The 20,670-nt window shown below is 43.1% G+C and carries 25 protein-coding genes and 1 pseudogene; 13 read left to right on the top strand and 13 right to left on the bottom strand.

Annotated elements, in window-relative coordinates; translation table 11 throughout:
- Positions 1–22: 22 nt before the first annotated feature.
- Positions 23–778, bottom strand: a complete 756-nt coding sequence (locus IQ242_RS01855; RefSeq protein WP_193958834.1) for a TVP38/TMEM64 family protein — start codon at positions 776–778, stop codon at positions 23–25.
- A 264-nt stretch (positions 779–1,042) separates the two neighbouring features.
- Between IQ242_RS01855 and IQ242_RS01850 the strand changes: the two genes are divergently transcribed.
- The 9 genes and pseudogenes from IQ242_RS01850 (at position 1,043) to IQ242_RS01810 (ending at position 8,182) form a co-directional block, all read left to right on the top strand.
- Entirely contained in the window at positions 1,043–2,428 is a 1,386-nt protein-coding gene (locus IQ242_RS01850; protein WP_193958833.1) for a cytochrome P450, read from the top strand.
- Positions 2,429–2,513: 85 nt separating this feature from the next.
- A complete protein-coding gene (gene msrP, locus IQ242_RS01845) occupies positions 2,514–3,497 on the top strand; it encodes a protein-methionine-sulfoxide reductase catalytic subunit MsrP (RefSeq protein WP_193958832.1) in 984 nt (327 codons plus the stop codon).
- 42 nt (positions 3,498–3,539) lie between these two features.
- Positions 3,540–3,992 carry a DUF29 domain-containing protein gene (locus tag IQ242_RS01840; RefSeq protein ID WP_193958831.1) on the top strand — a complete coding sequence of 151 codons (453 nt, stop codon included), beginning with the start codon at positions 3,540–3,542 and terminating at the stop codon, positions 3,990–3,992.
- 26 nt (positions 3,993–4,018) lie between these two features.
- Positions 4,019–4,483: a DUF29 domain-containing protein gene (locus IQ242_RS01835; protein ID WP_193958830.1), complete on the top strand. Its 465-nt coding sequence runs from the start codon at positions 4,019–4,021 to the stop codon at positions 4,481–4,483.
- 588 nt (positions 4,484–5,071) lie between these two features.
- Positions 5,072–5,314 (top strand): DUF433 domain-containing protein, encoded by a 243-nt coding sequence (locus IQ242_RS01830; protein ID WP_002790012.1) that lies wholly within the window; start codon positions 5,072–5,074, stop codon positions 5,312–5,314.
- 143 nt (positions 5,315–5,457) lie between these two features.
- Entirely contained in the window at positions 5,458–5,931 is a 474-nt protein-coding gene (locus IQ242_RS01825) for a type II toxin-antitoxin system VapC family toxin (protein ID WP_024970806.1), read from the top strand.
- A 2-nt stretch (positions 5,932–5,933) separates the two neighbouring features.
- Positions 5,934–6,161, top strand: coding sequence for a hypothetical protein (locus IQ242_RS01820; protein WP_016516182.1), 228 nt, complete (start codon positions 5,934–5,936; stop codon positions 6,159–6,161).
- 397 nt (positions 6,162–6,558) lie between these two features.
- The gene (locus IQ242_RS01815) at positions 6,559–7,629 is read left to right on the top strand and encodes a hypothetical protein (protein WP_228020772.1); all 1,071 of its coding nucleotides are present in this window, start codon (positions 6,559–6,561) and stop codon (positions 7,627–7,629) included.
- 277 nt (positions 7,630–7,906) lie between these two features.
- A pseudogene (locus tag IQ242_RS01810) lies at positions 7,907–8,182 on the top strand (hypothetical protein).
- Positions 8,183–8,722: 540 nt separating this feature from the next.
- On the opposite strand, the gene IQ242_RS01805 reads toward IQ242_RS01810, so the two are convergent.
- On the bottom strand, positions 8,723–9,721 hold the full coding sequence (locus tag IQ242_RS01805; RefSeq protein ID WP_193958827.1) for an adenosine kinase: 999 nt from the start codon (positions 9,719–9,721) through the stop codon (positions 8,723–8,725).
- 164 nt (positions 9,722–9,885) lie between these two features.
- Positions 9,886–10,098 carry a DUF2555 domain-containing protein gene (locus IQ242_RS01800; RefSeq protein ID WP_002732311.1) on the bottom strand — a complete coding sequence of 71 codons (213 nt, stop codon included), beginning with the start codon at positions 10,096–10,098 and terminating at the stop codon, positions 9,886–9,888.
- Positions 10,099–10,246: 148 nt separating this feature from the next.
- On the opposite strand from IQ242_RS01800, the gene IQ242_RS01795 reads away from it, so the two are divergent.
- Positions 10,247–11,023: an SDR family oxidoreductase gene (locus tag IQ242_RS01795; RefSeq protein ID WP_193958826.1), complete on the top strand. Its 777-nt coding sequence runs from the start codon at positions 10,247–10,249 to the stop codon at positions 11,021–11,023.
- A 15-nt stretch (positions 11,024–11,038) separates the two neighbouring features.
- On the opposite strand, the gene IQ242_RS01790 is transcribed toward IQ242_RS01795, so the two are convergent.
- From IQ242_RS01790 to IQ242_RS01750, 9 genes are all read right to left on the bottom strand, one after another.
- Positions 11,039–11,725 carry a helix-hairpin-helix domain-containing protein gene (locus tag IQ242_RS01790; protein ID WP_193958825.1) on the bottom strand — a complete coding sequence of 229 codons (687 nt, stop codon included), beginning with the start codon at positions 11,723–11,725 and terminating at the stop codon, positions 11,039–11,041.
- Positions 11,726–11,731: 6 nt separating this feature from the next.
- The gene (locus IQ242_RS01785; RefSeq protein ID WP_045357333.1) at positions 11,732–12,085 is read right to left on the bottom strand and encodes an NINE protein; all 354 of its coding nucleotides are present in this window, start codon (positions 12,083–12,085) and stop codon (positions 11,732–11,734) included.
- Positions 12,082–12,294, bottom strand: a complete 213-nt coding sequence (locus tag IQ242_RS01780) for a hypothetical protein (protein ID WP_193958824.1) — start codon at positions 12,292–12,294, stop codon at positions 12,082–12,084. Before IQ242_RS01780 ends, IQ242_RS01785 begins: the two co-directional genes overlap by 4 nt.
- A 54-nt stretch (positions 12,295–12,348) precedes the next feature.
- Positions 12,349–12,630, bottom strand: a complete 282-nt coding sequence (locus IQ242_RS01775; RefSeq protein WP_002741445.1) for a DUF2470 domain-containing protein — start codon at positions 12,628–12,630, stop codon at positions 12,349–12,351.
- A 51-nt stretch (positions 12,631–12,681) separates the two neighbouring features.
- A complete protein-coding gene (locus IQ242_RS26980) occupies positions 12,682–12,837 on the bottom strand; it encodes a precorrin-6A/cobalt-precorrin-6A reductase (RefSeq protein WP_002768780.1) in 156 nt (51 codons plus the stop codon).
- Positions 12,838–13,033: 196 nt separating this feature from the next.
- Positions 13,034–13,567: a hypothetical protein gene (locus IQ242_RS01765; RefSeq protein WP_193958823.1), complete on the bottom strand. Its 534-nt coding sequence runs from the start codon at positions 13,565–13,567 to the stop codon at positions 13,034–13,036.
- Positions 13,568–13,782: 215 nt separating this feature from the next.
- A complete protein-coding gene (locus IQ242_RS01760; protein WP_193958822.1) occupies positions 13,783–14,901 on the bottom strand; it encodes a glycosyltransferase family 1 protein in 1,119 nt (372 codons plus the stop codon).
- A gap of 81 nt (positions 14,902–14,982) precedes the next feature.
- Positions 14,983–16,209 carry a glycosyltransferase family 4 protein gene (locus IQ242_RS01755; RefSeq protein WP_193958821.1) on the bottom strand — a complete coding sequence of 409 codons (1,227 nt, stop codon included), beginning with the start codon at positions 16,207–16,209 and terminating at the stop codon, positions 14,983–14,985.
- On the bottom strand, positions 16,206–16,865 hold the full coding sequence (locus tag IQ242_RS01750; RefSeq protein WP_193958820.1) for an HAD-IIIA family hydrolase: 660 nt from the start codon (positions 16,863–16,865) through the stop codon (positions 16,206–16,208). The genes IQ242_RS01755 and IQ242_RS01750 overlap by 4 nt, the downstream gene beginning before the upstream one ends.
- 561 nt (positions 16,866–17,426) lie before the next feature.
- On the opposite strand from IQ242_RS01750, the gene IQ242_RS01745 reads away from it, so the two are divergent.
- The 3 genes from IQ242_RS01745 to IQ242_RS01735 all read left to right on the top strand — a co-directional run bounded on the left by IQ242_RS01745 (position 17,427) and on the right by IQ242_RS01735 (position 19,934).
- The gene (locus IQ242_RS01745) at positions 17,427–18,062 is read left to right on the top strand and encodes an SIS domain-containing protein (RefSeq protein WP_193958819.1); all 636 of its coding nucleotides are present in this window, start codon (positions 17,427–17,429) and stop codon (positions 18,060–18,062) included.
- Positions 18,063–18,099: 37 nt separating this feature from the next.
- A complete protein-coding gene (locus IQ242_RS01740; RefSeq protein ID WP_193958818.1) occupies positions 18,100–19,125 on the top strand; it encodes a dehydrogenase in 1,026 nt (341 codons plus the stop codon).
- A gap of 92 nt (positions 19,126–19,217) precedes the next feature.
- Positions 19,218–19,934: a nucleotidyltransferase family protein gene (locus tag IQ242_RS01735; protein WP_193958817.1), complete on the top strand. Its 717-nt coding sequence runs from the start codon at positions 19,218–19,220 to the stop codon at positions 19,932–19,934.
- A gap of 323 nt (positions 19,935–20,257) precedes the next feature.
- On the opposite strand, the gene IQ242_RS01730 is transcribed toward IQ242_RS01735, so the two are convergent.
- Positions 20,258–20,587, bottom strand: coding sequence for a hypothetical protein (locus tag IQ242_RS01730; RefSeq protein ID WP_228020771.1), 330 nt, complete (start codon positions 20,585–20,587; stop codon positions 20,258–20,260).
- Positions 20,588–20,670: the final 83 nt, after the last annotated feature.

Below are 20,670 nucleotides of genomic sequence, written 5' to 3'. Positions count from 1 at the left end.
ACCCCTGACTGATAAATGATTACTATTCATTGATAACTGATGCCAGGGCCTGACGGGCAATTTTTGTGACGTAGAGGGTGACGGCAACGGTAGCGATAAAACCGATCAGGCGAATAGTCCATTGTAAAACTGGGTTAGTGGCTGGTGTTGAGGTGCCGATAGTGGCAAGACTGCCCGCTAAAGAGCCAATATAAACATACATTATCGTCCCCGGAATCATGCCCGCGGAACCTAGTAGATAGTCTTTCAGGGAAACCCCAGTGACACCATAGGCATAATTGAGCAGATTAAAAGGAAATATGGGAGATAACCGGGTTAAAAGCACTATTTTTAGGCCTTCTTTCCCCACAGCTTCATCGATAGCTTGAAATTTATTATTACCTTGAATTTTTTCCGCCACCCAACCCCTAGCCAAATAACGTCCCACCAGAAAAGCGGCAGCGGAGCCGATAGTTGCCCCGATAAAGACGTAAAAAGAGCCTAAAACCAGGCCAAAAACCACACCAGCCCCGAAAGTCAGGATTGAACCTGGAAAAAAGGCCACAGTAGCTAGAATATAGATAATTATAAACGCGATCGCTCCTACGGCTCCCAAACTATCCACCCAAGTTAAGGCATGGAAAAGAATAGTTTGAGGATTAAAACCTGTGGAGGCACTGGATTGGAGGGCAAAAGCGGGGGGAGTAGTCAGGAAAAAAACAAGGCTAAATGTAGTTAATAACGGTAAATGCCTGATAATCACAGTTTTTCCTAAGGGCAAAAACTTGGAAATAATCATAAAAAGTCCCTATAAGGAATGAAAAAAGAGAGATTGAACTATAAAAGCGAATTAAATAGAACTGGGGGCTATTCTACCGCGATTATCATTGTTTAGACCAGAAAGCCAATCCTGAAAATTCCCAGAAAATCCCCCTCTCTCCCAGAAGATAAGACAAGGAACAGCCCGGTAATTTTTGCTGTTTACTTGATATTACACCTTGCCGTCTCTGGGAAAAAAATGTCACAATTAGAAATAATTAGCATTGGATATAGCAATTAATCTATGAAAATCATCCCCAAGGTCAAAGCCCCCACCTTCCTGCAAATGGCACAATGGATCATTAATCCTGTAGCTTTTATGGAAAATGCCGCCCGCAAGCATGGCGATATTTTTAGCACAAAAGTGGGTTTAACTGTAGATAATTTTATCTTTGTCAGTAGTCCTGCGGCCCTACAACAGGTTTTAACTAATGACCGTAAACAATTTTCGGCACCGGGGGAAGCAAATCGGATTATTGCCCCGATTATTGGTGATTATTCCGTCGTCATGTTAGACGGAGACATCCACAAAAAACGCCGTCAGCTTTTATTGCCACCTTTTCACGGGGAAAGAATGCGTTTCTACGGCGATTTAATCCGCGATATTACCCTGAGAGTAATGGCAGAATTGCCCCAAAATCAACCTTTTAAAGCCCGTTCAGCGACCACAGCGATTGCTTTACAAGTAATTATGGAGGCAGTTTTTGGAATTAGTCAAGGGGAACGTTATCAAACCCTGAAAAAAATTCTGGCTGAAATGCTTGATATTTTTAACTCTCCGGTGATGGCTTCTTTGCTATTTTTCCCAATTTTGCGTGCTGATTTGGGTGCTTGGAGTCCCTGGGGAAAATACCAGCGTTACCAAGAAAAAATTGATGATATTATCTATACAGAAATTGCCGAAAGAAAAGCTAATCCTAACCCCAATCGCAACGATATTTTATCACTACTGATGTCGGCCCGGGATGAAGAAGGCAACCCGATGAGCGATAAGGAATTGCGCGATGAATTAATGACCTTATTATTCGCCGGTCATGAAACCACAGCCACCGCTATGTCTTGGGTGCTCTACTGGACTCATCGCTACCCAGAAATTCAAGCAAAAATTCTGCAAGAAATAGCCACTTTAGGAGATAATCCTAACCCCATTGATATAACTCGATTACCCTATCTTTCGGCGGTTTGTTCGGAAACTTTACGCATTCATCCCGTGGGAATGTTAACTTTTCCGCGAGCAGTGGAAGAACCGGTAGAACTAGATGGTTATCCTTTAGAAAAAGGGACAATTCTTATGGGTTGTATTTATCTAGCTCACCACCGCGAGCAAACTTTCCCCGATTCCCATACTTTTAAACCAGAACGCTTTTTAGAAAAACAATTCACCCCCTACGAATATATGCCTTTTGGTGGTGGAGCGCGTCGTTGTATCGGGGAAGTTTTAGCTATCTACGAGATGAAAATCGCTATCGCCACAATTTTGGCCAATTATCAGTTAACTCTAGTTAATAATACCCCCGAAAAACCCAGTCGCCGCGGTGTCACCCTTGCTCCCTCGCGAGGAGTTCCCATGGTCTTAAAAGGACGACGGGAACCTCTGGTGACGGCCCCGATGCTCGCCGAAATTTCTTAAAAAAACTGACAAACTATTGTACAATCAGAGTTGTGGTATCCCATATCATAACTCTGCTTTTTTGTCAATAAAATTGGGGATAATTATGGTCTTGATTCGTTTAGCTAAATCTTGGCAAATTTCCGAAAATGAAGTCACTTCCGAAAGTGTTTTTTTTAACCGTCGTCGCTTTTTACAGGGGTTAATCGGGACAGGAATTGCGGGGAGTTCCCTATTATTAACTGCTTGTGGTAAATCCTCTTCCTCGGAAGCTTTAGAAAAAAGTTTGCAATTACCTAAAATTGCAGGGTTCAGCAAAAATTCGCAGTTTTTAACGGTAAATCGCCCTATAGTTGCCGAAACTGTAGCAGGGAAATATAACAATTTTTATGAGTTCGGAGGGGGGAAAAATATCTGGTTAAAAGCGCAGAAACTAACGACGAATCCCTGGACGGTAGAAGTGGGAGGATTGGTAAAAAATCCCCAAACCTACGATATAGATACTATTAAAAAAACCTTTCCTCTCGAAGAAAGAATCTATCGTTTTCGTTGTGTGGAAGCTTGGTCAATGGTCTTACCTTGGTTGGGTTTTCCCATGAGTGCTTTAATTGCGGCAGTGGAACCAAAACCAGAAGCTAAATTCGTCCGTTTTACTTCCTTTTATGATCCCGAAATTACTAAGGGGCCAGGATTACATTTAGGTCCCTTACCCTGGCCCTATACAGAAGGTTTAAGAATTGAAGAAATGGCCAACGAATTAGCTTTCTTTGCTGTGGGAATTTTCGGGCATGATTTACCCAAACAACACGGCGCACCCTTGCGAATGGTTATTCCTTGGAAATACGGTTTTAAAGGAGCAAAATCGATAGTAAAAATTGAATTTACCGCCAAACAACCCGCCACCTACTGGAACACAATTGACGCTCATGAATACGATTTTGAGGCTAATGTAAACCCCAGTAAACCCCATCCCCGTTGGTCGCAAGCAACGGAGAAATTTATCGGCAGTAGAAGTGATTTATCTTGGGAAATTATCGAAACTCTGCCCTATAATGGCTACGGTGAATATGTGGCTAGTTTATACAGTTAAGTTTAATGATTATCCCCATTTATTCAGTTTAACTAAGTATCTATGGACAATAAAACTCTGTACGAAGAAGACTTTTATCTCTGGATTAGAACTACTATTAATCAACTGCAAGCCAGACAGTTTGAGCGGGTAGATTTAGAGAATTTACTGGAGGAATTAGCAAGTATGGGAAGGGGTGAAAAGCGCACAATCAAAAGTCGGTTAACCCGATTATTAGAACATTTACTTAAACTCAAATATTGGACAGCAGAAAGAGAGAGAAACGAAGGTCACTGGAAGGGAGAGATTAGAACTTTTCGTCTCGATATATTAGATGAACTTAAAGATAGTCCTAGTCTCAACTCCTATCTTTTGGAAATTTTCGATGAATGTTATCTTTCAGCCCGAAAAAATACCAGCGATCGCTCTCAATTACCCCTCGATACTTTTCCCGCTATACCCATTGGTTCCCTTGAACAAATTCTCGATGAAGATTGGTTTCCCACTAATAACTAACCATGAGTAATATCTAGAGGTCAATTATGGACAATAAAACCCTGTACGAACAAGACTTTTATCTCTGGATTAGAACCACTATTAATCAACTGCAAGCCAGACAGTTTGAGCGGGTAGATTTAGAGAATTTACTGGAGGAATTAGCAAGTATGGGAAGGAGTGAAAAGCGCAAAATCGAAAATCTTTTGATTCAATTGCTGGTACATTTGCTGAAACTAACTTACTGGACAGGAGAAAGAGCAAGAAATGAGGGTCACTGGAAAGGAGAAATTATCAACTTTCGCCGACAAATAATCAAAGAAATTAAAGATAGCCCTAGTCTGAAACCCTATATTCTCGAAATCTTTGAGGAATGCTATCAATTTGCTAGAAAAGAGGCTCAAGTTAGAACTCAATTACCCCTCGATACTTTCCCCGCTATTCCCATTGGTTCCCTTGAACAAATTCTCGATCAAGATTGGTTTCCTACCGGCGATAATCTGGAAATATAACCATCAGTTAGACTGCTCCACACTGCTGTAACAAAAAACAACTATCCACCGATAGCGATCGCTAAAGGTCGAATAATTGTAAATTTTTGTCAAGGGGTGCGGTCAGATATAGGAATCATCGCTAGAATCCCAGAAAGATCGTATTATCCTAGCTTATTGTCAGAAATTTAGTTAAACAAGGTTTTTGGCAATATGCTAATCTGGCTAACACGCTTTTGGGTGTGATATAGGGCAAAGTTCTGGCGATTGCGCCTAAATGAAGTGTTATACAGAAAATTGACCCATATCGTTACCCCAGAGAGTGTTATACGGAAAGTGCGACCGCCGATCTTGTAGGGTGCGTTCCCTAATGCAACTTCTACTGCTCCAGCGATCGATTTTTGGGGAACGCACCATGCCCATTGATTGAAGCTGTGGGTTTAAGTGTGGTGTGGGCTAATCTGGCTAACAGGCTTTTGGGCGTGATATAAAGATAGTATGGGTGACGGTTTATCTGATGACAGAGAATGGATATGTGGGGGATGTCTTTCAGGCATTGCTTACCCCCGCTAAAGGTTAGAATGATCATGAAGAAATAGAATTACTCTAATGAAACTAGATCGTATTACGAGCCATCCAAACCGTATGAATGGGCAACCCTGCATCCGTAACCTTCGCCTTACGGTTCGTCGAGTGATTGAGCTACTGGCAACTTATCCCGATCGAGCAGAATTACATCAAGAGTTTCCCGAACTGGAGGATGAAGATATTCGACAAGCCCTAATTTTTGCCTCTTCTTACTTGGATGATCGCATCATTGAACTTCCTAATCGCTATGAAGCTGTTGCTTGATCAGGGACTACCGCTTTCTGCGGCAACTTTATGCTGACAAGAATATTTCACGTACAAGGTTGGGTTGACGACTGTTACCCAACACCCTCAGAACCAAGATTAAATGCGGTAGGATAGGCATTGGATAGATTTTCTAGATTGCCGTGAGCGAAACCGTCTATATTGAAACCAGTATCTTAGGCTATCTTACTGCTCGACCCAGCAGAGATATTGTTGTGGCCGCAAATATTGAGGTGACGAAGGAGTGGTGGAATACACGTCGCGGCGATTTTCAACTTTACTCATCCCAAGCGGTCGTGAAAGAAACCTCACAAGGTGATGTTGTGATCGCATCTCAACGACTAGAAATCCTTGCTAATCTATCTTTACTCGACTTGAACCAAGCTGTGCTAGATTTAGCAGAGCAATTTTTGGAACGCAGCAACCTTCCCGCAAAAGCTGATATTGATGCTGTTCATATCGCCACCGCAACCGTTCACGGCATGGATTACCTGCTCACCTGGAATTGCAAGCACATCGCCAATGCTCAAATTCAGGGAAAGTTGGCAGAGATCAGCCTTGATTTTGGCTACGAGTTGCCAATTCTTTGTACACCCTATGAACTTCTCGGAGGTTGATTATGTTTCAGGATGAGATTGTGGAAGAGATCCACAAAATTCGTGAAGAGTACTCTCGGTCATTCAATCATGACTTGAAAGCCATCTTTGCTGATTTGCAAAAGCAACAAGCTGAAAGTGGCAGAGAAGTTGTAACCTTATCTCGAAAACACGGTCTAACAACACGTTGGAGCGGACGAGCGAGAGATATTGATAGTGGTGCAAAGGATATTAGCCGCCGCTCAACTTAGCCGTTATACTGAATCGGTTTTTAATAGCATGATTAACTGCCAATCCAACTTGAAAAACCCGCTCCCTTCTCCCCACTGCTGTAACAAAAAACAACTATCCCCCGATAGCGATCGCTAAAGGTCGAATAATTGTAAATTTCTGTCAAGGGGTGCGGTCAGATATAGTAATCATCGCTAGAATGAGCCTAATTGTCAGGAATTTAGTTAAACAAGGTTTTTGGCAATATGCTAATCTGGCTAACAGGCTTTTGGGGGTGATATAGGGAAAACTTCTGGCGATTGCGCCTAAATGGAGTGATATACAGAAGGTTGACCCATATCGTTACTCTGGAGAGTTTTATACAGAAAGTTGACCTATAATATGTAGTTAGGTGCTCTAAGGGGGATCTCCGATTTTTTGGAATACTTTCAGGCCATGACATCTGCAAAACCAAACCTCACAGGATCATTATTTATGGTAATGGGGCCTTATCCATACTGGCCCGCATTACAAGAGGAGAGATTGTGCCAGCTGATCCTAGAGAATGGAATCCTTGACTTATATGCAACGCCAAATTCCACGATCAAGCTTGTTCTGCAATTACAGGGAGAATATTCAGTAGAAATCGAAACCTGCCCTATAGTCTCAGGACCTCAGATTTCTAAGTTCATCTTTTTTGCTTCTTGGGATCATGGAGAAGTAGACTTACGTATCAATGGCTATCACGTAGCGTCTACTAATCTAGAACAGAATACCGAGTCCAGTGTTCAATGGTCTGCATCAGGAGGGCCCACTGATACAGCATTCTGGCAAGACATAACCAATGACAACGAACAATGTAGGGCTAAAAGACAAAGCGAAGCATTTGATCTGACAACAAGACTTGGTCGCATACCTACTTCACCTGACAAACCATACGTTGATCTTTCCAACGCGCTAAAGCAGCTAAACGATCAGATTGCAGCCATTAGACGGGGAGAACTGTATCAGGACACAGCACTTGCAACTCGACTGCGTGCTCTTATCTGCCGACCAAAGTCCCAGAAACCATTGCTGCAGAGGTGTGCTGGAGAACTGAACCTTCCACTTATTCTCTATTGTATTCCCCCTCTGCTGCCACAGTACTGGAATCCATACTCAGATGTGAAGCTACCGATATCTCTTTCAATCTCAATAGACTTTAGCCCAGAAAAGGTCTCAGAATCACAGGTTCCCATGGATATAGATTTCTGGCTACAGGAGAAGGCGGCTCGTTATCAATCTAATCTCTATACAAATGACGAAGTGATTCGCGCTTTTGCCGATACAGAGGGTGCGCACTACGATATTGGTGTTGAGCCATTAGTCAATGCACTCAAGAGCATACAACGAGGCACGAATGAAATGACTATGTTGCATGATTATCTTCTTGTGGTAGCTCAATGCGTCATGGTGCTAGGCGCCAATCTGCTCAACAGCAAGGCAGCTATAGGTAATCAAGATATCTAGCAGAGCATCTTGCTTGGTAGCGATAAAAGCAGCCGCCTAACATCATCATGCACCCGACCCGATCCCAAAAAGTGCGATCGCCGATCTGGTAGGGTGCGTTCCCTAATGTGGCTCCCACTGCTCCACTAATAGATTTTGGGGAACGCACCATGCCCATTGATTGAAGCTGTGGGTTAAAGTGCGATGCCGCTCTTGTGGGCTCAGTTGGGGAATGTTAGCGAAGATTCCCAATGTTTAGGTTAAAATAGAGGGCAAAAGTTGCCACAGGGTCAAGCCAATGACAGTTCGACAACCCCGCTACAGCAAAGAAGAATTCCCTCGACGTGGTAATGAGATTTATGAATCTCAGGTACGTTCTCAAGTGGAGGAGGGAAATCAGGGGAGAATTGTGGCGATCGACATCGAAACTGGAGCGTTTGAGCTTGCCGACGATACGATTACTGCTACCGATCATCTCTAGGAGCGTGTCCCTGATGCTCAACCTTGGGTGATTCGGATTGGACATAGAGCCGTCTTCCGTTTTGGCAGTCGCAGCCAGAGAAAGCGAGTATGATGTGTGGGGATGGGTCTTTTGTATGGCTTTAAACTTCAGATTGAGGCAGTGGAAGGTGGGCGCGTTACAATTGAGGCGCTATGACTCAGCCAAAGTTATCGGTGAAGACGGTCTAACTTTACCGTTATACTGAATCGGTTTTTAATAGCATGATTAACCCCCAATCCCACTTGAAAAACCCGCTCCCTTCTCCCCACTCTCCTATACCTTTTAAACAGGATTTAGTATGACTATCTAGGGTTTGCTGAATAAGTACGGGCGAAGCATTCGGATAGAAAATCTACGTTTTCACCGATAGGTTATTGCCCGAATGCTTCGCCCCTACAGGACGCGGGCCGATGAAGACGCAAGGTTTTGAACGACGATTCTCTCAAAATCTTGCACCTGTTTCGCGAGAAAAGCTCCAAAACCCTTACTTTGCCTACATTTCAAATTTATTCAGCAAACCCTATCTAAATTACTGGTTAAGACTGTCTATGAGCAGGGAGCAGGGAGAAAAAACCTGACTCCCGATGACTGAAAGCTGATCACTGACAAAACCTATCCCAAAACGATCAAATCGCGCAGGGATTGAATTTCCTCGGTTTGTAAACGCGCCCCAAAAGTAGAAACCACCCGGGCAGCCGCTAGAGAAGCGAGATTTCCCGCCCCTTTGTAACCCATACCGTGGGTAATACCGTAGAGAAACGCACCTGCATACATATCCCCCGCGCCGACGGTATCGATCGCCTGTACGGGATGGGGGTCAATTTCCAGGAGATTTTCGCCATCATAGATCAAAGAACCACTGGCACCCCGGGTGATAGCGAATCCTTTGGCAATGGTTTTAAAATAGGCGATCGCTGACTCAATTTCCTCGCTGCCGGAAATAGTCAAAGCTTCCGACTCATTAGCGAAAACGAAATCTAACCCCGTTCCGATCATTTCCAGTAATCCCTCCCGGAAGAAGATCGCCATATTGGGATCCGACAGGGATAAAGCGGTTTTGACTCCAGCAGCCTGAGCAATTTCTCGCCCTTTAATAGCGGCAGCTTTGGCAGTGGGAGAGGTGACGAGATAACCTTCGAGATAGAGATAATCGGCATTAACGATCGCTGAAGGGACTAATTCTCGTTCGGAAATTTCCCCGGTGATGCCGAGAAAAGTATTCATGGTGCGATCGGCATCGGGGGTGACGAAAACTAGACATTTTCCTGTGATTCCCACCTCTTTTTCGCCGCCATGTTCATTGGTATGCAAACCACAGGCCCGCAGATCTTGCAGATAAAACTTACCTAATTCGTCATTACCCACTTTACAGGAATAGAAACCTCTACCCCCCAACTGAGCGATCGCTACTAGGGTATTCGCCGCCGATCCGCCACCGCTGCGTTTACAATCAAAAGCCAATTTTTCCATCAACTGGGTTTGACGATTTTCGTCCACCAGCGTCATCACTCCTTTATCGATGCCTAATTCTTGCAGTAATTCAGGAGAGACTTGAAATTCCATATCGACGAGCGCGTTACCGATCCCATAAACGTTGTATTGTTTGCCCATAATTTAGTCGATCGCCTAAAAATACCTTGTTATTGATAGTAGGGAAAGAAGGGGCAAAAAGCTAGGGGCTTTTTTCGGACGGAGAATACCATAAACAAAAATAATGGGTGTGCTAGTCTCACACCCCCAGTAATTTGTGTTAAGTTTTGTTTAACTAAGCAACTTTAAGCCTCATCGTAGGCTTCTAAATCCAACAGATAAAGATAAGGTTCGGCTAATTCCTGCCTTTGAAAAGCGATCGCTCGCAACAGATGCCAATCCCGCAAAGCCTCGAAGGGGTTGCTATACTCGTCTTTTTCTAGTCGTTCGGCTAAAGAAGCAATATCAGCGGCGGTATATTTGGCAATATCTTGATCAGTGAAGCTTATAACTGTCATTTCTGCACCTCCCTCGACCTTTGTTCTATTTCTAGCCTAACATATATTCTGAGTTGAAAAAATGTCTTGACCGCCAAGTTAAGAACTGTAAATGAAAGGGTAATTGTGCTACAATTCCAGCAAAAAAGCTATTTTTGGTTGATCTTCTATGAAAACAGCCCTCATTACTGGCGCTTCTACTGGTATCGGTGTCGTCTTTGCTCGTCAACTTGCTCAACGGCAAGTGGAGCTAATTTTAGTCGCTAGATCTAGGGATAAACTAGAACAATTAGCAGCGGAATTGGGGGAACAATACGGGGTAAAAGTGACAGTTATCGTTCAAGATCTGACCGTTGCCGGGGCGGGAAAGCTGGTATATGATACGGTGAACCAAAAAGGAATCAACGTTGATTTACTGGTCAATAATGCCGGTTTTGGTGATTATGGGGCTTTTAGCGAACAGGATTTAGCCCGACAGTTAGAAATGATCCAGTTAAATAATCTGGTATTGGTGGAATTAAGCCACTATTTTCTCCGTCCCATGCTTGCTGGCACTGGGGGGGCAATTATCAATGTTGCTTCCATTGCCGGGTTTCAACCGCTGCCCTATCTTTCCGTCTATGCGGCGACAAAAGCTTTTGTCCTCAGTTTTAGCGAGTCTCTCTGGGCAGAAAATAAAGACAAAGGCGTTGAAATCCTCGCTCTTTGCCCCGGTCCGACGGAATCTAATTTTTTTGAGGTAGCCCGATTTCCCAGTGCCTTTATGGGCAAAAACGGCCGGTTAGATTCGGCAGAAGTGGTGGTACAAGAGGCTTTAACTGCCTTGGCAAACAAGCGCCCCAACGTGGTAGCCGGTAAATTGGCTAATAAAATTATCGTCAATCTGCCCCGTTTTTTACCTAGAAGTTGGATCGTGTCTTTGATAGAAAAGCAATTTAAGCTATAACTAGAATCAAGCGAATTAGAGCAATTGCTGATAGGATTTTAGGGGAATACCTGTACGGTTTCTTACTTCGATCGCCGAACGATAGACACCGTTTTTTTCTCTTTCGGCGACAATTTTATCAGCCACGGAAAAGTCAATACCGAGATTGACTAATTCCGCAACGGAGTAGTAGTTTAAACAACGCCAAGAAACGTCAACTTCTTGGCGAATATCGTAGGCAAAGATAACCAAAGGTTCTAGTTTTTTGAGATAATTTTCTGGTAAACCAGCCAGGAAGTGTAATTCTTCTAAATGGGTAAAAATATGTCCTTCGTTACGGACAGAAACGATATCATTGGCATAGACAATCGGCAACCCTAATTTATAAACCAGATCGTTGGTGGAACAACTGTTAATATCAATTTTTTCGAGAGGAGAGAATGACTGTCTGGAATTGGTTCTATTTCCCGAAGCTATTGGATGGGAATTAAGCTGTTGACGGATGTATAAACCCAGTCCGATTTGGGCAAACCAAATTACGATAAAAGACTCTTGTGTAAGGAAAATAAGGGAGATAATTGTCAAGGCAATGCCGACGGATAACCAACTTTGGTTATTAGTTTTTTTGCCAGCATTAGCAATGGCAAGTCCCCCGAAAACTGGGACTAAAGATAGCCAGATCCACTCGGAAGATTCGGGAGGGCGAGGAGAGAGATTAGACATATTTTTTTAAAGAGAATCTAAATATTTTCTGCGTTTTTCTTCGTATTCTTCAGCAGTAATAATTCCCTGATCGTAAAGTTTTTTAAGCTGGAGTAAAGTAGCGGTTTTTTGCTGGGCTGATTCTGGCAGTCCTCGCTCTCTACTGCTGGGGAGATAGTTAGGATTATATTTAGCATCAAAAGCTTGATCTGACATGATGATTAAACCAATAAATTCAAAAAAAGCAATGATGCCGGGGATAAAAGTCCAGAAGAAAAGTAGATAAAAAATACCTGCCAAATTCTCCCCTAGATAAAACTTATGGATGCCAAGATAACCGAGAAAAAAGGCTAGTAAAGCCGCTATAGTTCTATTTCTCATAATTTTTGAGATTTCCCTAATTTAGCCAAAAGAAAGTATAAAAACACGATGCCTGTCTGTAATTCCAAGAGAGTAATATAACCCTTGACTAGATAATTTAATTCTAGGGAGGAATTAAAGGCAAAAACTAGCATACCCAAGACTAAAAAAGGCAGTAAGCGCCAGCCAGACTTGGGTATTTTTATTCCCGTACTGTTAACCTGATTCATGGGCTAATTCTCTAGGTTGGTCTTTTTCGGTGATAGTCGCAAAATCGGGCTTTGTCAAGGGGTGGTTTGATTAACTTTTAGCATCTCGACGAGGATATTATGGGCATCTTTAGCTGATTCTAGGGTGCGCTCAAAAGGTATTCTAATTGTTTGACTCTCCCCTAATTTTTCTACGGCTAAATCCATGCCTTCGGGATCGATGGAGAGCATTTGAGCGGTTTCTGCATCGGTAATATTACCGTAAACTTGAGCGTAGAAAAGCACGGCATCACCGTGATCTTTATTCATGTGTTTACAGATGCGATCGCTAATGACGGGAGTGATAGTTTCAGACATAATATTCTGGAAAAAAATCGATAATAAGGTGGGGACGGATAAAAGCCAGTTCTAAATCGAGGCCAATGGGGGGATATTAGCTAGGGTAGCGTAATTAATCGCTAATTGCCAGATAATTTGAGCTTGGGGATGGCAGGTATCAATGATAAGTTTAATATTATTTTCTTGACAAAAATCCTTAATTGTGCATTGCTCTAATTGTCCCACTTAAGGTCAATCGGGGCAAAGAGTAAGATCCAGGGCTGCCCGTGCAGTTAAATTGCCTGTTGAGACGAGACAAGAGGCAACAGTAAAGGGATGGGGTGAGATTCAGCTAATCGGATAAGCGGTTTAAATGCCTCTTAGATTAAAACCCCACACCCTGTCCCTGGGAAAAACTTTTTTTCAGTACACCCTATATATTTTATCGTTCACAACCGACAACAGAAGCGGTGTAGGTATTACCGATGTGCTGAATACCATTGACAAAAAGATTGACTAGAAAAGGTTGATCATTTGCCCGTACTGTGGCAGTAATTGTTAAGGGTTTATCGGGTTCGATTCGTACTCCATTAGTATTAAAAAATTCCTCGTTAGTTTGATCGCTATACTTGAGAAACAGCCGGATATCAAAGGAAGCCGCCTGGGGGACAGAAACCGTAACGATAAACCTCTGAAAACTTCTACCCCCCGGAACTGCCCAATCGGTATTCCAATTATTACGAGTTATCGTGACACCGAAAGGCCCTGGAACAGTGGGTTGTGAGACAGTTTTCGTAACTTCACTACCTTCACCACCTAATAAAGAAAGTGGCCGACAATTTTGCGCCGCTGCCGGTAGATGTAAGCTTAATAATACCGCCGATAGACCTAAGTAGAAAAGCACGGCATCACCGTGATCTTTGTTCCTGTGTTTACGGATGCGATCGCTAATGGCGGGAGTGATAGTTTCAGACATAAGATTCTGGAAAAAAATCGATGATAAGGTGGGGACGAATAAAAGCCAGTTCTAAATCGAGGCTAATGGGGGGATATTAGTTAGAGTAGCCTAATTAATCGCTAATTGCCAGATAATTTGGGCGTGGGCATGGCAGGTATCAATTAATCTAAGAATAAGCGGTTTAAATGCGTCTTAGCTTATGATTGGGGGGAGTTAGTCTAAACTCCAGTAGACTACAATTTTGGCAATAACTGGTGGTAGGATTGGATCATTCTTTCGTAAGTAAAGCGAGTGGCATTGATAAAACCTTTTTGCCTCAAATCTTTCAGGCGATCGGGAGCGAGAAGATTTTCTGCAATAATAGTAGCGGCGGCCTCGTGTTCGGTGGGATCGAAGTAAACGGCTGCATCATCAGCGATAACAGTCATGGGGAGACGATTGGAGGTAAAGACGGGACAACCACAGGATTGAGCTTCAATAACGGGAACACCGAATCCTTCCTGAAAGGAGGGAAAAATTAAAGCAGTTGCTAGGCAATAAAAGGCGCGGAGATCCTCATCAGAGACGGTTCCTAATTCGATTACTTGTGCGGACAAGTTATTCTGATTAACAAATTCTCGCATATCCGGCAGCAAAAGTTTTCCCATCAGGATCAATCGGCAATTTTCCAGACCGGGGAAAGCGATTAACCTCTTGAATATTTTCAGCAATCCCAATCGATTTTTATACCATTGGTCGCCCCCGACATGAATTAGCCAGGGACAATCACTATTAATGTTAAATTTGGCCACTAGATTTACCGCCGCTGCTCTTGTCATCGGACCGTATCCCTCACTCAAGCAATCCTCGATCACTTCCGTTTGTTCGGGGGTAATTTTGGTTAAACGGAGAACATCGGCACGAGTAGCTTCGGAAGAACAGACAACATATTTAGCCTGTTTGAATCCTCGCAAAATCATCGCCTGATACTGTTTTCCCGTCCAACTGGTGGGATTTTCAGGAATTTCTCCTAGGGCGGAACGAATGGCCAGCAGATCGTGACAGATGACAAAATATTTGCGATCTTTTAGATAGGGAGTTAAATAGGATAACGCCTGATCACAAATGCAGACGATATCGGCCCAATCAAGCTGCTGACGTAACTGCACTGGGAAAATAATTAACTTATCAATATACCCTAACCACTTGCCGAGTCCCTGGGGAGAGGATTTCAGTTGACCGAAAATAGGCTGTGCTTGCACTCGCCGAATTTCGTGTCCTTTTTGTCTGAGTCCTTTCTCCACTAAACCGACAAAACGATTGATACTGATCTGCCGATCATTGACGTAATTTCCTACTATTAAAACTTTCATGATTAGGCTCCAAAAAATCAATTTTTATGGCGGTAAAACTCTCAAACAGTCTCAAGTAAAATTCAGGGGTTAAGAACAATATTAGTCCCGCAAAATTTCCTCGTACCTTTGTCCCGCTCGCTCCCAGGTGTACTCCGATTCCACCATCGCCCGGCCATTATGGGACAGTTGTTCTCGCACAGAAGGATCATCGAACAACCTAGCGATCGCTGTAACGTACTCAGCAACACTATTAGCCCGCAGCGCCCTAGGGGGAATTCCCTCTGCTGCCACCGTTAAACCCTCTAAACCGCGATCGCTGGCGACAATCGGAATCCCCGCGGCCATGGATTCTAGGGTTTTGGTCTTAATTCCCAATCCCACCCGCAGGGGAACCACACAAACGGTTCCTCGGTGTAAATATTCCACTGTCGAGGGAACGGTCCCCGTCACCCTCACACCGGGATACTTGGCCAGTTCGAGAACTTCCGGGGCTGGGTTGGCCCCCACTAGGGTTAAAGTGGTATCGGGATATCGCTGTTGAATGACTGGCAGGACTTCTAAAACAAAAAAACGGGCGGCATCGATATTATGGGTAGAACTCATGGCACCGACAAAGACCAAATTATGACCGCCGGGATCCCGAGGACGATAGGGAAACAGGTCTAAATCCACGCCATTAGGCACGATATCCACCCGTGCATCCGGGAGGATTTTTAACAATTGTTCGCGATCGTAATCGGTAGTAGCCACTAATTGCGAAAACTTGGCACAGTAACGTTTTTCGTACTGATAGAGTAAGGGCAGATAGAGAAAATCCCGCAGCGGATAGGCGGAGGCTCCTCTATCCAAATGATTGCGTGTCCAACCGTACACGGAACTGTGAATATCCACTACTGTTTTGACTCGCTGACGGTATTCCGGCCGGATAAAAATCTCGCTGATACTCTGAGCGCAGATAATTACATCACATTTTTGCTGCTCGACGTATTCATCTATTCGCTTTTGAATGAGCGGCGAACGATAACTAAGAACATTAGCAGGGGTCATCTGTACTATTGCCTCCAGAAAGCGCCCTGTTTTACCGATTAGTTTTGTCAGTCCCTTGCCTGGTTCGGGAATTTCCTGGGGCGGAAATAAGACAAGATGATTGGTAAAGGTTTTTAATTCTTCGATCTGAGTTTCTGTGACATTCTCCACCCGACGGGCAAACAGGGTGACATCATGATTTTGATGAAGACATTTGATCAGGTTAAAAGTCCTACCCTCGGTTGCCCCGCGACTAGGTGGATAGGGAAAGTTATGGCAAGAAAGGACTAATATTCTCATAATTCTATCTCGGCAGCGGTTTTTGACAATAATTCTACCGTTTCCTTTAGTTGGCCATACACGGGAATCTCAACTGGGTATTTCTCGATCTCCCCAAGGGTGACTTTTCCTCGCCCTGTTAAGAGCAATACGGGCTGACAACCAGCTTCTAGGGCGCATTCTAAATCACTGGGCGCATCGCCGATAAACAACGAGCCGGCTAAATCGATTCCGTACTGGTGGGCGGCTGTCAGCAGCAGATAGGGGGAGGGTTTACGGCACAGACAACCTTCGTCGGGATGGTGCGGGCAGATGGCAAGATCGTGAAAATGCACGCCCAATTGTCGGTATTCCTCAATCATACGCCCGTGAATCGCCGCTAGATCGTCCCAAGTGAAATAGCCCCTAGCAAGTCCCGATTGATTGGTGATGATGATCAGCAGATAGCCGGCATCCTGCCACTGTTTTAAGGCAGCCGCTGCCCCGGCGGGAATGCTCACCTGTTCTGGTTTACTCAGGTAGGGAATATAGTCAATAACTACCCCATCTCGATCGAGAAATAAGGCTTTGTTCTTTTTTGCTCTATCTTCGCTTTCGCGGTCAGAATTGCCCGGAGATGGCGGAGATGGGTATTTTAGGTCGTCGTCATTGACGGAAATTGCGGGGAAAGGATTCATTGATGTTGGACTTTTTCGAGTCGGGGACTAGAATTCTCAGTTCTTCTGTCAGAGACGAGAGCTTGAACCGATGGACAGACAAAATTCGAGGGATTGTCGCGATTTGTGCTAGTTTTCTCGGCTAAATTGCTTCTCCTCACTATCTAGGTGTCAGAGTATAGCAATCAGGGCATATTATACGCCCTCAGGCCTTTGGGCTTTTGATTATATCGGCGGTATTGTCAGGAATTGTTAACATTTTTGTCCAGCCACACAAAAGGCCAAGACTGGCAAAGGTGGAATCCCCCGCGCAGAAATCCTCCATCCCGGCCAGAATATATCAAAAGTTTATTTACAAACAAAACAAATTGTGCTAAGGTTGGGGCGTTTGTGGTATATTCCCAGAGTAACTGGCAAAAGATCACTCTTTTGACTCGATTCCCGTGATCAATTCTACCATGCTAGGGGTTTTGTCCCCAATTAATGGAGAGCGATTCTGGTCTTTTGATACTATTCAATGTAATGACAGAATGATTGAGAGTTAAATTTATTCAACTAATAAAAATTGGAAAAATCAAACCTATGCCGATGGTGGAAAAATCAAACAAAAAATTAGATAGTTTCCAGAGTGATCCGTCTCTGTCAATTTTAATCAAGACTGAATTGGAAGAAGCTTATAACCTGAAGAAAAAACTACTAACCGAGACAAAATATCTAGAGAAAATCCAAGAGATTTGCCAAGTATGTATCCATGCTTATCGCAACAACCACAAAGTATTAGTCGCAGGTAATGGAGGCAGTGCCGCCGATGCTATCCATTTTGGCGGTGAGCTGCACGGCCGATTTCTGAAAGAAAGACAGTCTTTGCCAGTTCGCGTCCTCAATAGCGATATCGCCAGTTTAACAGCAATCGCTAACGATTATGGTTACGAATATATTTTTAGCCGCCAGATAGAAGCGGAAGGAAACCCTGGTGATGTGTTTATCGGTATTTCCACTTCGGGAAATTCCGCTAATATCCATCAAGCTCTCAAAGTTTGTCAAGTAAAAGGTCTCACTAGCATCGGTTTAACTGGGGCGAAGGGATTAGCTCTAGAGGAAAAAACCGATTATTGTTTGATGATTCCTAGCACCAGTACCCCGCGCATTCAAGAAGGTCATGGTTTTGTTCTTCATACTATTTGTTTAGCGATCGAAGAAGCTCTCTTTCCCAACTAAAATCCCCTAACAAAAAATCAACCTAAACAGCATACCCATGATCATCAGAACCAAAGCTCCTTTAAGATTAGGTTTAGGTGGTGGCGGCACCGATGTGGAACCTTACTGTAGTCTTTATGGGGGTTACGTTCTCAACGCTACTATCGATCTCTATGCCTACTGTACAGTCACGGAAATTACCGACAAACAGGTCATTTTTGTTGCCGCTGATCGGGGAGAACAACAAATAGAAACGCTTCAGTTTCCTCTCCCCTATAACGGTGTTCTAGATCTGCATAAAGCGGTCTACAATCGTTTGATTAAAGACTTTAATCAAGGGCAACCTTTGCCGCTGCAAATCACCACTTTTTCCGATGCGCCAGCTGGTTCGGGATTGGGTTCTTCTTCTACCCTAGCCGTAGCCATAGTTAAAGCCTTTGTGGAACTGTTAAAATTACCCCTAGGCGAGTACGATATCGCCCATTTAGCCTACGAGATCGAACGAATTGACCTAGGCTGGTTAGGGGGGAAACAGGATCAGTACGCTGCTACTTTTGGCGGTTTTAATTTTATGGAATTTTATGAACAAGATCGAGTCATAGTTAATCCTTTGAGAATTAAAAATTGGGTAATTAACGAATTAGAAGTCTCTCTGATCCTCTACTATACAGGCATTTCTCGCTACTCATCTCAAGTAATTGAGGATCAAATTCAGAATGTCCAAGAAAAAAATGAGCAAGCGATCGCCGCTACCCATCAGCTCAAAAAAGAGGCAATTCTCTTTAAAGAAGCACTGCTTAAATCAGATTTTATGGGGATAGCAGAAATTCTGAGAACTTCTTGGGAAGCGAAAAAGAAATTATCCAAATTAATTAGTAATCCGCAGATTGATCGCATTTATCAGGTAGCGAGGGAAACCGGGGCCTATTCGGGCAAAATATCGGGAGCCGGTGGCGGTGGTTTTATTATCTTTATGGTCGATCCTACCAAGAAAATCGCAGTAATAAAAGCTTTGAAATCAGAAGGAGGCCAAGTGATTAATTTTCACTTTACCAAATACGGAACCCAAGCATGGACATTATAACAAGCAAAGGCAGCGATGGGGGAGATTATCCCTATAATCCTAAAAATAGTTTTTAAAAGATTGGCAATAATTCAAATTTTTGAGGTGTATCTATGGACGTAATTATTCTGGCGGGTGGGTTAGGAACTAGGTTGCGATCAGTCATCAACAGTTTACCAAAACCTATGGCTCCCGTTGCCGACAGACCTTTTTTAGAATATCTATTAGATTACTTAATCTCTCAAAAAATTACTAACAAATTTTTAGTTTCTGTGGGCTATGAACATCAGAAAATTATCGATCATTTTGGTTATAAATATAAGGAATATGAGCTAACTTATCTGATAGAAGATACACCATTAGGAACTGGAGGAGCGATCCAGTTGGCACTAAATAGAATTGAAACCGAACAAGCATTAATTGTTAACGGAGATACCTTGTTTAATGTCAATTTATCCGCCTTAATTAATTTACATAATCAAAAGAAATCCCTGATAACTGTTGCTCTGAAGCCCCTAACTGACTTTGATCGTTATAATAATGTTCTCCTAGACGATGATCAAAAAATTATCGGGTTTGAATCCAAAAAATATCAAGATAAGGGCTATATTAATGGCGGCATATATTGTGTATGGAAAAACATATTATCCAGCTTTGATCTGCCATCAAAATTTTCTTTTGAGGACGACTTTCTCAAAGTTTATAGCGAGAAAATTCCTATGTATGGCTTTATTTCTGACGAATATTTTATTGATATAGGCATCCCCCAAGATTACGAAAAAAGTCAGATTGAATTACCTGAACTTTTTAATTCCCGAAATCGGGTTTAACCTCGCGATTAAGAGACTTTTTGTTAAGAAATAATGAAGCAGAGGGCTCTTCTCGACTTTGTGTGATCATTTTTGCTTATGTAATCCTGAAGTGCTTATTTGGCAAGACTTTTAGGACTATTTTGCGGATATTCTATCAGTATAGACCTCGTTTCCACACAGAAACCAGAAGAGCCAGCAGAGAGTAGTTAAAGAGGAAACCCTGACAGCATATAGCTTATACAGCCAACTTCAATTGAGCCTAGTAATGGATAAAGCCTATCTCGGTGACTTGAGTGATTAGGAAATAAAAAGAGATTGGTAAAGTATAATACAATAATTATTCATGCTTTCCAGAGACTTTTGATTTTGGTCTTGATGCCATTGTATAACTCCTCGAAGACAAGATTCCAGAAATAACCATACTGGGGAAATCGCTTGACCAGTAAAGCATCGGAAGGAAAAAGAATTCTGGGGGTTTTCATGGAGTAAGGTCTGACTATATATCTTATTTGACTGGGTTCGGGCATCCAATGACCGATATACATATCTTTTTGAAAAAACTTCGCTTGCAGAAATAACCCTAAAGCTCTATCAAATCCCCAGAGAGGCAACCAAGTTAAAATTTCTCCTATCCGCATACTGCGGACAAAATCATCTAAGGCTTCTTTCACAAGGGTTGTTTTCCAAATATTATTGGCTCTTCGGGACTTGTTATGGTTCGATAGGGGGGCATAAATAGACTAAATCCTTATGT

It is taken from the genome of Microcystis sp. LEGE 08355, assembly GCF_015207185.1.
GTDB classification, from domain to species: Bacteria; Cyanobacteriota; Cyanobacteriia; order Cyanobacteriales; family Microcystaceae; genus Microcystis; species Microcystis panniformis.
This window is presented reverse-complemented; position numbering and strand designations above follow the sequence as displayed.

Coding starts and splice junctions, on each gene's coding strand:
- IQ242_RS01735 (WP_193958817.1), top strand. CDS start 19,218: ATGGACGTAATTATTCTGGCGGGTGGGTTAGGAACTAGGTTGCGATCA.
- IQ242_RS01780 (WP_193958824.1), bottom strand. CDS start 12,294: ATGAATCAGGTTAACAGTACGGGAATAAAAATACCCAAGTCTGGCTGG.
- IQ242_RS01745 (WP_193958819.1), top strand. CDS start 17,427: ATGCCGATGGTGGAAAAATCAAACAAAAAATTAGATAGTTTCCAGAGT.
- IQ242_RS01800 (WP_002732311.1), bottom strand. CDS start 10,098: ATGACAGTTATAAGCTTCACTGATCAAGATATTGCCAAATATACCGCC.
- IQ242_RS01755 (WP_193958821.1), bottom strand. CDS start 16,209: ATGAGAATATTAGTCCTTTCTTGCCATAACTTTCCCTATCCACCTAGT.
- IQ242_RS01790 (WP_193958825.1), bottom strand. CDS start 11,725: ATGTCTAATCTCTCTCCTCGCCCTCCCGAATCTTCCGAGTGGATCTGG.
- IQ242_RS01830 (WP_002790012.1), top strand. CDS start 5,072: ATGAAACTAGATCGTATTACGAGCCATCCAAACCGTATGAATGGGCAA.
- IQ242_RS01805 (WP_193958827.1), bottom strand. CDS start 9,721: ATGGGCAAACAATACAACGTTTATGGGATCGGTAACGCGCTCGTCGAT.
- IQ242_RS01840 (WP_193958831.1), top strand. CDS start 3,540: ATGGACAATAAAACTCTGTACGAAGAAGACTTTTATCTCTGGATTAGA.
- IQ242_RS01740 (WP_193958818.1), top strand. CDS start 18,100: ATGATCATCAGAACCAAAGCTCCTTTAAGATTAGGTTTAGGTGGTGGC.
- IQ242_RS01795 (WP_193958826.1), top strand. CDS start 10,247: ATGAAAACAGCCCTCATTACTGGCGCTTCTACTGGTATCGGTGTCGTC.
- IQ242_RS01765 (WP_193958823.1), bottom strand. CDS start 13,567: ATGTCTGAAACTATCACTCCCGCCATTAGCGATCGCATCCGTAAACAC.
- IQ242_RS01775 (WP_002741445.1), bottom strand. CDS start 12,630: ATGTCTGAAACTATCACTCCCGTCATTAGCGATCGCATCTGTAAACAC.
- IQ242_RS01835 (WP_193958830.1), top strand. CDS start 4,019: ATGGACAATAAAACCCTGTACGAACAAGACTTTTATCTCTGGATTAGA.
- IQ242_RS01850 (WP_193958833.1), top strand. CDS start 1,043: ATGAAAATCATCCCCAAGGTCAAAGCCCCCACCTTCCTGCAAATGGCA.
- IQ242_RS01750 (WP_193958820.1), bottom strand. CDS start 16,865: ATGAATCCTTTCCCCGCAATTTCCGTCAATGACGACGACCTAAAATAC.
- msrP (WP_193958832.1), top strand. CDS start 2,514: ATGGTCTTGATTCGTTTAGCTAAATCTTGGCAAATTTCCGAAAATGAA.
- IQ242_RS01785 (WP_045357333.1), bottom strand. CDS start 12,085: ATGAGAAATAGAACTATAGCGGCTTTACTAGCCTTTTTTCTCGGTTAT.
- IQ242_RS01760 (WP_193958822.1), bottom strand. CDS start 14,901: ATGAAAGTTTTAATAGTAGGAAATTACGTCAATGATCGGCAGATCAGT.
- IQ242_RS01855 (WP_193958834.1), bottom strand. CDS start 778: ATGATTATTTCCAAGTTTTTGCCCTTAGGAAAAACTGTGATTATCAGG.
- IQ242_RS01820 (WP_016516182.1), top strand. CDS start 5,934: ATGTTTCAGGATGAGATTGTGGAAGAGATCCACAAAATTCGTGAAGAG.